11 protein-coding genes and 1 tRNA gene are annotated in these 13,504 nt (G+C 67.6%); 10 read left to right on the plus strand and 2 right to left on the minus strand.

From position 1 onward, the window contains the following. Positions 1 to 115: 115 nt before the first annotated feature. A complete protein-coding gene (locus ACLQ7E_RS06150; protein WP_411731691.1) occupies positions 116 to 2,017 on the plus strand; it encodes an AMP-binding protein in 1,902 nt (633 codons plus the stop codon). Positions 2,018 to 2,059: 42 nt separating this feature from the next. On the opposite strand, the gene ACLQ7E_RS06155 is transcribed toward ACLQ7E_RS06150, so the two are convergent. Together ACLQ7E_RS06155 and ACLQ7E_RS06160 are read right to left on the minus strand one after the other, a co-directional pair. Continuing rightward, positions 2,060 to 2,770: a response regulator gene (locus ACLQ7E_RS06155; protein ID WP_411731692.1), complete on the minus strand. Its 711-nt coding sequence runs from the start codon at positions 2,768 to 2,770 to the stop codon at positions 2,060 to 2,062. Between the two features lie 66 nt (positions 2,771 to 2,836). After that, positions 2,837 to 4,528: an ATP-binding protein gene (locus ACLQ7E_RS06160; RefSeq protein WP_411731693.1), complete on the minus strand. Its 1,692-nt coding sequence runs from the start codon at positions 4,526 to 4,528 to the stop codon at positions 2,837 to 2,839. Between the two features lie 196 nt (positions 4,529 to 4,724). Here ACLQ7E_RS06160 and ACLQ7E_RS06165 point away from each other — a divergent pair, with 196 nt between their 5' ends. From ACLQ7E_RS06165 to ACLQ7E_RS06205, 9 genes are all read left to right on the plus strand, one after another. Next, positions 4,725 to 6,041 carry a cation:dicarboxylate symporter family transporter gene (locus ACLQ7E_RS06165; RefSeq protein WP_411731694.1) on the plus strand — a complete coding sequence of 439 codons (1,317 nt, stop codon included), beginning with the start codon at positions 4,725 to 4,727 and terminating at the stop codon, positions 6,039 to 6,041. 274 nt (positions 6,042 to 6,315) lie between these two features. Beyond that, entirely contained in the window at positions 6,316 to 7,212 is an 897-nt protein-coding gene (locus ACLQ7E_RS06170) for a ParA family protein (protein WP_411731695.1), read from the plus strand. Next, positions 7,212 to 8,126 carry a segregation and condensation protein A gene (locus ACLQ7E_RS06175; protein ID WP_411731696.1) on the plus strand — a complete coding sequence of 305 codons (915 nt, stop codon included), beginning with the start codon at positions 7,212 to 7,214 and terminating at the stop codon, positions 8,124 to 8,126. The genes ACLQ7E_RS06170 and ACLQ7E_RS06175 overlap by 1 nt, the downstream gene beginning before the upstream one ends. Then, complete coding sequence (gene scpB / locus ACLQ7E_RS06180; RefSeq protein WP_411731697.1) at positions 8,123 to 8,752, plus strand: SMC-Scp complex subunit ScpB; 630 nt, start codon at positions 8,123 to 8,125, stop codon at positions 8,750 to 8,752. Before ACLQ7E_RS06175 ends, scpB begins: the two co-directional genes overlap by 4 nt. Before the next feature lie 30 nt (positions 8,753 to 8,782). Continuing rightward, a complete protein-coding gene (locus ACLQ7E_RS06185) occupies positions 8,783 to 9,850 on the plus strand; it encodes a pseudouridine synthase (protein ID WP_411731698.1) in 1,068 nt (355 codons plus the stop codon). 4 nt (positions 9,851 to 9,854) lie between these two features. Continuing rightward, on the plus strand, positions 9,855 to 10,958 hold the full coding sequence (locus ACLQ7E_RS06190; RefSeq protein ID WP_411731699.1) for a prephenate dehydrogenase: 1,104 nt from the start codon (positions 9,855 to 9,857) through the stop codon (positions 10,956 to 10,958). Next, a complete protein-coding gene (cmk, locus tag ACLQ7E_RS06195; protein ID WP_411731700.1) occupies positions 10,958 to 11,620 on the plus strand; it encodes a (d)CMP kinase in 663 nt (220 codons plus the stop codon). Before ACLQ7E_RS06190 ends, cmk begins: the two co-directional genes overlap by 1 nt. A gap of 142 nt (positions 11,621 to 11,762) precedes the next feature. Continuing rightward, positions 11,763 to 13,301: a ribosome biogenesis GTPase Der gene (der, locus tag ACLQ7E_RS06200; RefSeq protein ID WP_411731701.1), complete on the plus strand. Its 1,539-nt coding sequence runs from the start codon at positions 11,763 to 11,765 to the stop codon at positions 13,299 to 13,301. Positions 13,302 to 13,385: 84 nt separating this feature from the next. Beyond that, positions 13,386 to 13,459, plus strand: a tRNA-Pro gene (locus ACLQ7E_RS06205). The last annotated feature ends 45 nt before the right edge of the window (positions 13,460 to 13,504 follow it).

The following is a 13,504-nucleotide window of genomic DNA, read 5'->3' on the forward strand; positions in this document are numbered from 1 at the left end:
ATCGGGGCGAAAAAATTGGGCTCGTGTATACATTCATCTTGAAAATGTGTGGCGACAGTCATATGCTCGGTGAAGCCCGAATCAAGCACGCGACACGAATGGACGGACGGTTCGCATGGCACCGACTTACGCGCAGAGATTTGCCGAAGCCAAGAACGACCCTGCGGCCTTCTGGCTCAAGGAAGCCGCAACAATCGACTGGGAACTCCCGCCCGCGACCGGCCTGGATGAGCGCCGCGCACCGATCTATGCGTGGTACCCGGACGGGGTGCTGAACGTTTGCCACAATGCGCTTGACCGCCACGTGGCGGCAGGCCGCGGGGAGAACACCGCACTGATCTACGACTCCGCGGTGCTCGGCATCCAGGAACGCTTCAGCTACGCCCAGCTGCTGGCCAAGGTCGAGACCTTCGCCGGCGTCCTGCGGGATGCGGGGATCGGCGTGGGGGACCGGGTGTTGATCTACCTGCCGATGATTCCGCAGGCGCACATCGCCATGCTGGCCTGTGCCCGCATCGGCGCGGTGCACTCGGTGGTCTTCGGCGGCTTCGCCCCCAAGGAACTGGCCGCGCGCATCGACGACGCCACACCCGCCGCCATCGTCACCGCCACAGGCGGCATCGAACCCTCGCGCCGCATCGAATACCTTCCGGCCGTCGCCGAAGCCATCGGGATGGCAAGCCACAAGATTTCCACCGTCATCGTTGCCCACCGCGAGGGCTTCGCGCACCAGCGAAACGAATTCGCGGGCACCGACACCACCTGGCACGACTGGGACGAGCTGGCCGCGGCGGCCGAACCCGCCGCGGCGGTTCCGGTGCCTGCCACCCACCCCCTTTACATCCTCTACACCTCGGGCACCACCGGTGCGCCCAAGGGCGTGGTGCGCGATTCCGGCGGCTACGCGGTGGCGATGGACTTCTCAATGCGCAACATCTACGGGGTGGGGCCCGGCTCCACCATGCTCACGGCCTCCGACGTGGGCTGGGTCGTCGGCCACTCCTACATCGTCTACGGACCGCTGATCGCAGGGGCCACCACGGTGCTCTACGAGGGCAAGCCCGTGGGCACCCCCGACGCCGGGGCCTTCTGGCGACTCATCGAGGACCACCGGGTGGACACGTTCTTCACCGCACCGACCGCGCTGCGCGCCATCCGCAAGGCCGACCCCGAAGCCGAGCTCATGGCCGGGTACGACCTGTCCAGCCTCAAGAACTTCTTCGTGGCCGGCGAGCGGCTGGACCCTGACACCTACGTGTGGGCAGGGGAAAAGCTCGGGGTGCCGGTGGTGGACAACTGGTGGCAGACCGAGACCGGATGGCCCATCGCCTCGAACCCCGTGGGACTTGAGGTGCTTCAGCTGAAGGCCGGATCGCCCACGGTCCCGGTGCCGGGCTACGACGTGCGGATCCTGGACGGGCTCGGTGCCGAGGTGGGCGCCGGCGAAGAGGGGAACATCGCCATCAAGCTGCCGCTGCCCCCGGGCACCCTGGCCACGCTGTGGGGCAACGACCAGCGCTTCATCGAGACCTACCTGGAGCACTTCCCGGGCTACTACGCCACCGGGGACTCGGGCTACCTGGATGAGGACGGCTACCTCTTTGTGATGGGCCGAACCGACGACGTCATCAACGTCTCCGGGCACCGGCTCTCCACCGGCGCCATGGAACAGGTCCTGGGCTCCCACCGGGCGGTGGCCGAATGCGCCGTCATCGGTGTCGCCGACGAGCTCAAGGGACAGCGGCCCAGCGGGTACGTGGTGCTCAAGAGCGGGGCGGCGATCTCCGAGGCGGACCTGGCCAAGGAACTGGTCGCGATGGTGCGGGCCCACATCGGCCCGGTCGCGGACTTCCGCGAGGTGCGCATCGTGGCGGCGCTGCCCAAGACCCGCTCGGGCAAGATCCTGCGCAAGACCATGCGGCAGATCGCCGACGGCAAGCCCTACGCGGTGCCCTCCACCATCGAGGACCCGAAGGTGATCGAGGAACTGATCCCGTTCCTGCGGCCGGCCGGCTAGTCGAGCCAAAACTGAGGCTCCCGGGGGACTGCCCCGGGAGCCTCAGTTCGTCCGGCGCCAGGTGTATTCGTACTCCGGGCGGCCCCGGGTCCCGTGTCGCGGAGCCTTGGCAGCCTGCTTGGTCTCGGCCAGGTGCTCGAGGTAGCGCCGGGCCGTGACCCGGGAGAGGTCCAGCAGTTCGGAGACCTCGGTGGCAGAGAGCGCGGCGCTCGCCGTGCGCAGGGTCTCGGCGATGGCGCCGAGGGTCTCGGTGATCAGCCCCTTGGGCAGCGGGGCGGGACCCACCGAGCGCAGCGCGGCGAACGCGTTGTCGATCGACTCCTGCGAGGCGGAGGAGCCCGCGGTGCCAAGGTTGAGGCGGAAGTTGCGGTAGTTCTCCAGCTTCTCGGAAAACGCGGCGAAGCCGAAGGGCTTGATCAGGTACTGGGTCACGCCGGCGGAGATGGCGGTGCGCACCACGTTCAGGTCCCTGATCGCGGTGATCGCGATGATGTCCACGGTGTTGCCGCGTCCGCGCACCCGCCGGGCGACGTCCAGCCCGTGCAAATCCGGCAGGTTCATGTCCAGCAGCACCAGATCGATCGGCGTGCCCGCCTCCTGTGCGGCATCCAGGGCCGCGAAGGCCTCTTGGCCGCTGTGCGCGACGGCGTGCACCTCGAAGCCGGGGACGCGGGTGACGAACTTGGCGTGCGCGGCGGCGGTGGTGGCCTCGTCGTCAACCACGAGAACGCGGAGGTCTCTGTGCGGATCCATGTACCGGTGCTTCCTTGGGCTTGGTCGTATGAGGGGAATCGGGCTCCGCGGGTCGGCCCGCGGCGGTCAGGCAGGCGGGCGCGGCCGGTGGGCCAGCGGCAGCGTCACGGTGAAGATGGCCCCGGCATCATTATCCACTTCCAGGGACCCGCCCAGGCGCGCAACCGCCTGGCGCACCAGCGCCAGGCCCAGCCCGCGCGAGCCGCTGCCCGCGGCCACCGGCTTGGAGGAGACGCCCAGGCGGAAGTATTCGTCGAGCAGATCCGGATCCACGCCCGGCCCGGAGTCGGCGACCGTGACCACCACCGACTCGTCGTCGGCGGCGAAGTCGGCCCAGACGCGGCGCTGCTCGGACCCGGCGGCGGCATCGAAGGCGTTGTCCAGCAGGTTCCCGGTGATCGTCACCAGGTCCCTGGCATCCAGGGCGCCGGCGGGCAGCCGGCCGGAGGCGGACATGGTCAGCGTGATGCCGCGTTCGTGGGCCTGCGCCGCCTTGCCCACCAGCAGCGAGGTCAGGTAGGGCTCGTCGACCGCCTGCACGAATTCGTCGGTGAGCCGCTGGGATTCCTGCCTGTCGGCCACCGCGAACTCCAGCGCCTCGCGTTCGCGGCCCAGCTCGATGAGCGTGGCCACGGTGTGCAGCCGGTTGGCGTGCTCGTGGGTCTGGGCACGCAGCGCCTCGGTGAGCGTGGTGAGGGATTCGAGCTGGCCGGTCAGCGCCTGGACCTCGGTGTGGTCTCGCAGCGTTGCCACGGTGCCCAGCGAGGATTCCACCTGCCTGCGGCGCAGCGTCCAGCGCACGCGCGCCCCGGGATCCGAATCCGGCTGCTCGGCGTTCTGCTGGGAAATCACCAGCACCCGGTTCTGTGTCAGGTGGATCTCGTCGGTGGCGCGCCGCCCCGAGGCAAAGAGCTCGGCGACGGTCTCCGGCAGCCCCACCTGCGTCACCGGCAGCGGGCGCAGCGACCCTGCGGGGGGCAGGCCCAGCAACTGGGCGGCCTGGTCGTTGTAGAGCACCAGCCTGCCCTTGGCATCGACCAGCACCAGGCCCTCGCGCAGCGAATGCAGGGCGGAAAAGTAGTAGGCGTAGAGCCGGCGCAATTCCTCCGGGCCATAGCCCAGCGTGGCGCGGTGCAGGTACCGGCTCAGCGCGTAGGTGAACAGGCCCCCGAGCCCCACCGCCAGCAGCCCCACCAGCAGCGTTGCTGGGATGATCGCGGCCTGGGTGACACCCAGAGACTGCAGCGTGACGCCGACCGCCACCATCGCGATCACGGTGCCGCCGGCGTCCCGGATCGGGGTGATGGCGCGCACCGAGGGGCCCAGGGTGCCGGGATAGTCCTCCACCTGGCTGGCCCCGGCCAGGGCACGCTCGACGCTGCCCACGTACTTGCGCCCGATCTCGCTTGCGGTGGGGTGGGTGTAGCGGGTGCGGTCGGTGTCCATGATGGTCACGAAATCCACCGAGGCGTGTTGAAGGATCTGGCCGGCAAAGGGCTGCAGCACCCCGGAGGGGTCGGGCCCCTGCACCGCGTCGATCACGAACGGGTCGTGGGAGAGGGTCTCGGCGACCGAGAGCACGCGCTTGGCGGCAAAATCGTGGGCCTGGGCGCGGGCGTTGAGGTACCCGGCGGCGCTGACCGCCGACACCACCAGCGCCACCAGTGCCAGCTGCGCGACGAAAATGCGGGCGGCCAGCGAATAGGGGCCGCGGCCGCGGTGCCGGGTGGCGGGGGATCGCAAAGCCGCACGTGGCATGGGGGGCGCCTCCACTTCTCCTGGTCCTGGGGTGGCGCACATCGCGCTCCTCTTGGGTGGCACGTCAACAAGCGCGCCATGACCATTATGAACACAAGAGAGATCTCGATCACTTTGGGCCCCACCATGGATGAAGAGCTCACGGCGCGTCGAAGCGCCAGACCCCCACAGCAGCAACATCCTAGAAGGAGCCATCATGGCAACGACGCCGGCAGCGAGCGGAGTCCTGGACCGGGACCCGATCGAGAACCAGGAACCACCGCTCAAGAAGGACCGCACCCACTGGCTGTACATCATGGTGATCGTCGCCGTGGTCGCCGGCGCGGCCATCGGCCTGGTGGCCCCGGACCTCGGCAAGGCACTCAAGCCGCTGGGCACCGGATTCGTCGCGCTGATCAAGATGATCATCGCCCCGGTGATCTTCTGCACCATCGTCCTGGGCATCGGCTCGATCGCCAAGGCCGCCACGGTCGGCAAGGTCGGCGGACTGGCGCTGCTGTACTTCATCACCATGTCAACCTTCGCCCTGGCCATCGGCCTGTTCGTCGGCAACCTGGTCCACCCGGGTTCCGGACTGAAGCTGCAGCCCTACGAGGGCGCCGCAGGCGGAGCCGAGAACGCCACCGTCACGTTCCTGCTTGAGCTGATCCCGGGCGACATCCCGGTGCTGCCGACCCTGGTCCTGGCACTCTTCGTGGGCTTCGCCCTGCAGTCCATGGGCAAGAGCGGCGAGCCGGTGCTCGGGGCCATCCGGAACATCCAGGCCGTGGTCTTCCGCCTGATGATGATGATCATGTGGATCGCCCCGGTTGGCGCCTTCGGTGCCATCGCAGCGGTCGTCGGCGCCACCGGCTGGGCAGCCATCGGCTCCATGGCCATCCTCATGGGTGCCTTCTACGCCACCTGCGCACTGTTCATCATCGTGATCCTCGGCTCGCTGCTGCGCGCCGTGACAGGCCTGAACATCTTCTCGCTGATGAAGTACCTGGCCCGCGAATACCTGCTGATCTTCTCCACCTCATCCTCCGAGTCCGCGCTGCCGCGCCTGATCGCCAAGATGGAACACGTGGGCGTCTCCAAGCCGGTCGTGGGCATCACGGTTCCCACCGGCTACTCCTTCAACCTCGACGGCACCGCGATCTACCTGACCATGAGCGCCCTATTCGTCTCCACGGCCATGGGCATGCCGATGAACATCGGCGAGCAGATCTCCCTGCTGGTCTTCATGATCGTCGCCTCCAAGGGCGCCGCCGGCGTCACCGGCGCCGGCCTCGCCACGCTGGCGGCAGGCCTGCAGTCGCACCGCCCGGAACTGCTTGACGGCATGGGCGTGATCGTGGGCATCGACAAGTTCATGTCCGAGGCCCGCGCGCTGACCAACTTCACCGGCAATGCAGTGGCAACGCTGCTGATCGGCAAGTGGACCAGGGAAATCGACATGGAGCAGGCCCGCGCGGTGCTTGCCGGGGACCGTCCCTTCGACGAGCTCTCGCTGACAGCCAACGAGCACTAGCCCCGCCAACGCGCTGCCACGGCCGCCGCGCTCGCCAATGCGAGCACGGCGGCCGGTGCCGTTAACCGGTGCCGTTAAGGCGTCAGGCATGCCGTGCCCCGTTGGCCGGGGACGGCGCCGCGGGGCAGCGTTCACGGCACGCCATAACATTGGACTTCAACTTCAAGGTAAAGGCTCGCCGCGCCGCCGATTGGGCAAAGGCCGGTGCGCAACCTATACCCTTGATTGAAGTAGTCAACCAGATCGCACAACGAACGGAAGCGTGGTTCATACCGTGAGCGAGGAACAGGGCAGCAAGTCGCGAAGCGCGGGTTTGCTCAAGGAACCCACCCCCTTGGGACCCACGGGTCGCCCGATGACGATTTTCCCCGAGCCTTTGCCACTGGAATCCCACGGCCCGGCCCGCGTGATCGCCATGGTCAACCAAAAGGGCGGCGTCGGCAAGACGACCTCCACCATCAACCTCGCCGCGGCCCTGGCCGAGTACGGCCGCAAGGTGCTGCTGGTCGACTTCGACCCGCAGGGCGCCCTGTCCGCCGGCTTCGGGACCAACCCGCACGAGCTCGACGTCACCGTCTACAACGTGCTGATGGACCGCAAGACCGAGATCCGCGACGCCATCCTGACCACGGACGTCGAAAACGTGGACCTGCTGCCGGCAAACATCGATCTTTCCGCCGCCGAGGTGCAGCTGGTCAACGAGGTCGCCCGCGAACAGGTCCTGGAGCGCGCGCTGCGCTCGGTCACCGACGACTACGACATCGTGCTCATCGACTGCCAGCCCTCGCTGGGCCTGCTCACAGTCAACGCGCTGACCGCCGCCCACGGCGTCATCATCCCGCTGACCGCCGAGTTCTTCGCCCTGCGCGCGGTGGCCCTGCTGGTCGAGACCATCGAGAAGGTCCAGGACCGGCTGAACCCCGCCCTGGCCATCGACGGCGTGCTGGCCACCATGTACGACCCGCGCACGCTGCACGGCCGCGAGGTCGTGGGCCGGCTGGTCGAGGCCTTCGGGGACACCGTCTTCGAGACCGTCATCCGCCGGACCATCAAGTTCGCCGACGCCAACGTCGCCGCCGAACCCATCACCAGCTACGCCGCCACGCACCCCGGCGCCGAGGCCTACCGCCAGCTCGCGAGGGAATTGATCTCCCGCGGCGGCGCCCCGTAATGACGGCACCCGCCGCCGAAAACACCGCCACCGGCAGAATCGTCCCCGACGATTCGGCCGGTGGCTTTCGGGTTTCGCTGGAAAACTTTTCCGGCCCCTTCGACCTGCTGCTCTCGCTGATCGCCAAGCGCGAGCTGGACATCACCCAGATCGCGATGGCCGAGGTCACCGACGAATTCATCGCCTACCTGAAGCTGCTCCGGGGACGCGAGGGAGCCAAGGCGCTCGATGAGACCACCGAGTTCCTGGTCATCGCCTCCACGCTGCTGGACCTCAAGGCCTCCCGCCTGCTTCCGGGCAGCGACGTCGAAAACGACGAGGACATGGCCCTGCTCGAGGCCCGCGACCTGCTCTTTGCCCGGCTTCTGCAGTACAAGGCGTTCAAGCACGCCGCCGGCTGGATCGCCGGGAAGCTGCACGAGGAGGCCACCAGCTTCCCGCGCCAGGCGGGCCTGGAGGCGCACTTCGCCGCTCTGCTTCCGGAGCTGGTCTTCAAGACCACCCCCCAGGTGCTGGCGCAGCTGGCCGCCGCGGCCCTGGCACCCAAGGCCCCGGAACCCACCGAGGTCGGGATCGCGCACCTGCACGGCGGCACGGTGTCGGTGCGCGAGCAGGCGGGGATCCTGGCGGCACTGCTCAAGGAGCACCGCTCACTGAGCTTCACCGCACTGGTCGCGGACGCCGCCAGCCACCTGGAGGTCGTTGCCCGCTTCCTCGCGCTGCTGGAGATGTACCGCGAACAGGTCATCGCCTTTTCCCAGGATGCGCCGCTGGATGCGCTGAACGTGCGTTGGCTTGAACCCGATGCCGACTGGGACCCCGGCGCGCTGGACGAGGAATACGAAGCCGTGGGCGCCGAACCGTTAGAGACATCCACCACTTTGGCACAAGCCTCACAGGGGGAAAATCCATGAACCACTTAGCCGCACCCGACACGGGGCAGGCACCCGGAACCGCGGAAGCGGCCGTCGACGCGCTGCCCGGGGGGCTGGAGGCCGGCATCGAGGCGGTGCTGATGGTCATCGACGAGCCGATCGCCGCCGGCCACCTTGCACAGGTCCTTGAGGTCAGTGAGGAACGCGTCACAGCGGCCCTTGAAAGTCTGCGGGCACAGTATGATGGTGGGGATACACCACGCGGTTTTGAGCTGCGTGAATTGGCCGGCGGCTGGCGCATCTTCTCCCGACGTGATTTTGCTCCCTTCGTTTCACGCTTCGTCATCGACGGTCAAACGGCAAGACTTACCCAGGCAGCGCTGGAGACATTGGCAGTGATCGCCTACCGGCAACCGGTTTCCCGCGGCAGGATCGCGGCGATTCGCGGGGTCAACGTCGATTCGGTGGTGCGCACTCTCCTGACGCGCGGGCTGATCCACGAAGCACCCGACGACGGTGAAAGTGGTGCCACGTTGTATCAGACCACCTCGTACTTTCTGGAAAGATTGGGATTGGGCAGCGTTTCCGAGCTGCCCAGGCTCTCCCCGCATCTTCCCGGAGTGGGTGACATCGACGAATACGACGTTGATTCGCCCTGGCAATAGGCGAACCAAGAAACAACATAAGGACAGATCATGAACCAGGGATCCCGCCCAGGCCGCGGCAACCAGCGCCCACAAGGCTCCGGCTCCGGCAACGGCCGAGGAGCAACCGGTGCTGGCCGTTCCAACCAAAATCCACGCTCGTCAAACCCGCGTTCGGGCTCCGAATCCGGTTCCGAGTCCTCGACCGGTTCCTGGTCCAAGACCCACGGCGGACCCAAGCAGGGCAAGAAGTCTGGTGCCCCGGCCAAGAAGAAGTACGCCGGCCCCCAGGCCTTCGGCAAGGAACGCTTCGGCAAGAACCTGGGCCCGGTCAGCGCCGAGCGCACCAAGCCGACCCAGCGGGCCCAGGCAGCAGCCGCGCACTCTGACCTCGAGGGCGTGCGCCTGCAGAAGGTCATGGCCAACGCGGGTGTGGCTTCGCGCCGCGTCTGTGAGGAAATGATCGCCAACGGCCGCGTCGAGGTCAACGGCGTGCTGATCGCCGAGCCCGGCATCCGCATCGACCCCGAGCGCGACACCGTGCACGTGGACGGCATGCGCCTGCAGCTGAACGCCGACATGAGGTACTTCGTCTTCAACAAGCCGCGCAACGTCGTCTCCACCATGGAGGACCCCGAGGGCCGCAGGTGCATCTCCGACTTCATCCGCAAGAAGGGCCAGGAGCGCCTCTTCCACGTCGGTCGCCTTGACTACCAGACCGAGGGCCTGCTGATCCTGACCAACGACGGCGAGGCCGCCAACCGGCTTGCCCACCCGTCCTACGAGGTCCCCAAGACCTACCTGGTGCAGGTCCGCGGCCCGATGGCCGCAGGGATCGGCGCTCAGATGAAGAAGGGCATCAAGCTCGAGGACGGCTGGCAGTCGGTCGACTCCTTCAAGCTGGTCGATTCCACCCCGGGCCACGTGCTCGTGGAGGTCATCCTGCACTCGGGCCGCAACCGCATCGTCCGCCGCCTCTTCGAAGAGGTAGGACACCCGGTGACCCGCCTGGTCCGCGTCCAGGTCGGCCCGATCCGCCTGGGCGACCAGAAGCAGGGCACCATCCGCCCGCTGGGCAACCAGGAAGTCGGGCACCTGCTGGCAATGGTGGGGATGTAGCCACATGCCCACCACGCACCTGGCCGGACCGATTCTGGTCATCGGCACCGGGCTGCTGGGCACCAGCGTCGGGCTGGGGTTGAGCCAGCGCGGACTGAACGTCTGGCTTGCCGACCCCTCGCCCAGCGCACAAATCGTCGCGCAGGACATCGGCGCGGGCACCATTCTCGTCCCCGGGCGACCGCTGGCGCCCGAGCTGGTCGTCGTCGGCGCCCCGCCGGATGTCACGGCACAGGTCGTGGCCCAGGCATTGCTGGACTTCCCGATGTCCACCGTGGTGGACATCGCCTCGGTCAAGGGCTCGATCCTCGATGCCGTGCGGGCAGATCCGCGCATCACCGAGGAGCACCTGGGCCGCTACGTGGGCACGCACCCGATGTCGGGGCGCGAGCGTTCCGGCCCGGCCGCGGCCCGCGGCGAACTGTTCACCTCCATGCCGTGGGTCATCTGCGCCCATGCCGGATCGCGCGGGGACTCGGTGAAGACCGCCGAGGCGCTTGCCATCGACCTGGGTGCCACGGTTGCACGCTTGAACGCGTCCGACCATGACGCAGCCGTCGCGCTGATCTCGCATTTCCCGCAGGTCGCCTCCTCGCTGATTGCCTCCCGGCTGCTGAACGCACCGGGGCATTCGCTGGCGCTTGCGGGCAACGGGCTGCGCGACACCACGCGGATCGCCGCAAGCGACCCGAAGCTGTGGATCCAGATCCTCAGCCACAATGCCGGCGCCCTGGTGCCGATCCTGCGTGGCATGCAAGAGGACCTGCAGCGGCTCATCGGCACGCTCGAGGACCCCTCGGCCCCCGGGGCACTGCTTGACCTCGCCCAGCTGATGGGGGAGGGCAACGCCGGGCAGGCGCGGATCCCGGGCAAGCACGGCGCCCCGCCCCAGGCCTTTGCCTTGGTCACCGTCGCGGTCAAGGACAAGCCAGGCCAGGTTGCCAGGCTGCTGGCCGATGTCGGGAACGCCGGGATCAACATGGAAGACCTGCGGATGGAACACTCCGCCGGGCACCAGATCGGGCTGGTTGACATCTCCGTCATCCCCGGACGCCGGGAAGAATTGATCACGGTGCTCAGCGCACTTGGATGGAAGGTTGTGCAGTAATGCAGAAAATCACGGTGGCCGTCGACGGCCCCTCGGGCAGCGGAAAGTCCTCGGTTTCCAAGGAAACCGCCCGCCGCCTGGGCGCCGCCTACCTCGACACCGGCGCGATGTACCGCGCCGTGACCTGGCATGCGCTGGATGCCGGCACGGACCTCTCCGACGCCGAGGCGGTTGCCGCAGCGGTCAAGGCCGCGGACCTGTTCATCTCCACCGATCCCGACGTGGAACGCATCACCATCCACGGCACGGACGTGACCGAGGCGATCCGCGAGCCGTTCGTCTCCGAGGCAGTCTCCGCGGTGGCCACCAACCTTGCCGCCCGGGCCGAACTGGTCGCCCGGCAGCGGGCCATCATCGCCGCACACCCGCGCATCGTGGCCGAGGGCCGGGACATCACCACCGTGGTGGCCCCCGACGCCGACGCCCGCATCCTGCTCACCGCCTCCGAGGAGGCGCGCCTGCGCCGCCGCGGCCTGCAGCTGGGCGGAACCCAGTCGGATGCCGAGCTCGAGGCCCAGGTGCTCGCCCGCGACGCCAAGGATTCGACGGTGGTGAACTTCCACGTCGCCGCCGACGGGGTGGCAACCGTGGACTCCTCGGACCTGGATTTCGAGCAAACGGTGACAGCCGTGCTCGAGGCCATCAATGCCCAGGCCGACTAACTGAACCTCCCGATCCGCCGCCGGCGGATCACCAACCCCGCCTCGGCGCGGAGCGAAGGCTCCCCACCAAGACGGGGTACATGCTTGAATTGATACCGGCTTCCGCGTTTGGTGGAGGCACGCAACGCAAAGGAACCACACCATGAGTGAGAGCCTGCTTCCGGACGAGGGCGCCGAGTACGTCCCGTTCAACAACGAGGACCACATCGCCGACCGCCTGGCCGAAATCAGCGACGAGGATGCCGACGCACGCGCCACCGCGCTGCTGGCCGGCCTCGACGACTACGAACTGGACCCGGAAGACGCCGAACTGCTGGCGCACCTGGGCGATGACTTCGACGACGACGCCGACGAGGTCATCCCGCCGGTCCTGGCCATCATCGGGCGCCCCAACGTGGGCAAGTCCACGCTGGTCAACCGCATCCTGGGCCGCCGCGAGGCGGTCGTGGAAGATGTTCCGGGTGTGACCCGCGACCGCGTCTCCTACCAGGCCGAATGGGCCGGACGCAACTTCACCGTCGTCGACACCGGCGGCTGGGAGCACGATGCCAAGGGCATCCACGCCCGCGTGGCCGAGCAGGCCGAGGTTGCCGCCGACATCGCCGACGTCATCCTCTTCGTCGTTGACTCCCGCGTTGGCGCGACCGCCACCGACGAGGCAGTCGTGAAGATGCTTCGCCGGAAGAAGAAGCCGGTGCTGCTGGTGGCCAACAAGGTTGATGACCAGAACCAGGAAGCCGACTCGGCGTTCCTCTGGGGCCTTGGCTTCGGCCAGCCCTGGCCGGTTTCGGCCCTGCACGGCCGCGGCGCCGCTGACCTGCTTGACGAAGTGGTGTCCAAGCTTCCCGCGTACTCCGCCTTCGGCGGGATCATCCCGCGCGGCGGCCCCCGCCGCATCGCCCTGGTCGGCCGCCCGAACGTGGGCAAGTCCTCGCTGTTGAACAAGATGGCCGGCTCCGAGCGCGTGGTCGTTGACAACGTTGCCGGCACCACCCGCGACCCGGTCGACGAGCTCGTGGAGCTTGGCGACGAGGTCTGGCGCTTCGTTGACACCGCAGGCATCCGCCGCCGCCAGCACATGGCCCAGGGCTCGGACTACTACGCCTCGCTGCGCACCCAGGCCGCCCTCGAAAAGGCCGAGGTCGCCGTCGTGCTGCTGGCCGTCGATGAGGTCCTCTCCGAGCAGGATGTCCGCATCCTGCAGATGACCATCGATTCGGGCCGTGCCCTGGTGCTTGCGTTCAACAAGTGGGACCTGATGGACGATGACCGCCGCCGCTACCTGGAGCGCGAGATCGAAACCGATCTGGCACACGTCGAGTGGGCACCGCGCGTGAACATCTCGGCCAAGACCGGATGGCACAAGGACAGGCTCGTTCCTGCCCTGCACACGGCCCTGGAATCCTGGGACAAGCGCATCTCCACCGGCAAGCTCAACACCTTCCTGGGCGAGCTCGTGGCGGCGCACCCGCACCCCCTGCGTGGAGGCAAGCAGCCGCGTATTCTCTTCGGCACCCAGGCCTCTTCGCGTCCGCCGCGATTTGTGCTGTTCACCACAGGTTTCCTGGATCCCGGATACCGTCGATTCATTACCCGCAGGCTTCGTGAGACCTTTGGCTTCGAGGGAACCCCCATTGAAGTGTCGATGCGAGTGCGCGAAAAGCGCCAGCGTTCGAAGTAGCCCAAAAAATAGGGTAGGGTAATCACGGAGCTTTTCGCAGACGGCACCTTCACGAGAGTGAGGGAGAACGGCTGCGAAAGCAACCGGGCTATGGCGCAGCTTGGTAGCGCGCCTGACTGGGGGTCAGGAGGCCGTGGGTTCGAATCCCGCTAGCCCGACCGGTTAAAACCCCGGCAGATCAACGAAGTAGCGTTGAACTGCCG

The organism is Paeniglutamicibacter sp. (genome assembly GCF_046714615.1).
GTDB lineage: Bacteria > Actinomycetota > Actinomycetes > Actinomycetales > Micrococcaceae > Paeniglutamicibacter.

What these genes read in the sequence shown, in the direction of transcription:
- ACLQ7E_RS06185 (WP_411731698.1), top strand. Translation starts at nt 8,783, where the DNA reads ATGAACCAGGGATCCCGCCCAGGCCGCGGCAACCAGCGCCCACAAGGC.
- ACLQ7E_RS06165 (WP_411731694.1), top strand. Translation starts at nt 4,725, where the DNA reads ATGGCAACGACGCCGGCAGCGAGCGGAGTCCTGGACCGGGACCCGATC.
- ACLQ7E_RS06175 (WP_411731696.1), top strand. Translation starts at nt 7,212, where the DNA reads ATGACGGCACCCGCCGCCGAAAACACCGCCACCGGCAGAATCGTCCCC.
- ACLQ7E_RS06150 (WP_411731691.1), top strand. Translation starts at nt 116, where the DNA reads ATGGCACCGACTTACGCGCAGAGATTTGCCGAAGCCAAGAACGACCCT.
- cmk (WP_411731700.1), top strand. Translation starts at nt 10,958, where the DNA reads ATGCAGAAAATCACGGTGGCCGTCGACGGCCCCTCGGGCAGCGGAAAG.
- ACLQ7E_RS06155 (WP_411731692.1), bottom strand. Translation starts at nt 2,770, where the DNA reads ATGGATCCGCACAGAGACCTCCGCGTTCTCGTGGTTGACGACGAGGCC.
- ACLQ7E_RS06190 (WP_411731699.1), top strand. Translation starts at nt 9,855, where the DNA reads ATGCCCACCACGCACCTGGCCGGACCGATTCTGGTCATCGGCACCGGG.
- der (WP_411731701.1), top strand. Translation starts at nt 11,763, where the DNA reads ATGAGTGAGAGCCTGCTTCCGGACGAGGGCGCCGAGTACGTCCCGTTC.
- ACLQ7E_RS06160 (WP_411731693.1), bottom strand. Translation starts at nt 4,528, where the DNA reads ATGCCACGTGCGGCTTTGCGATCCCCCGCCACCCGGCACCGCGGCCGC.
- scpB (WP_411731697.1), top strand. Translation starts at nt 8,123, where the DNA reads ATGAACCACTTAGCCGCACCCGACACGGGGCAGGCACCCGGAACCGCG.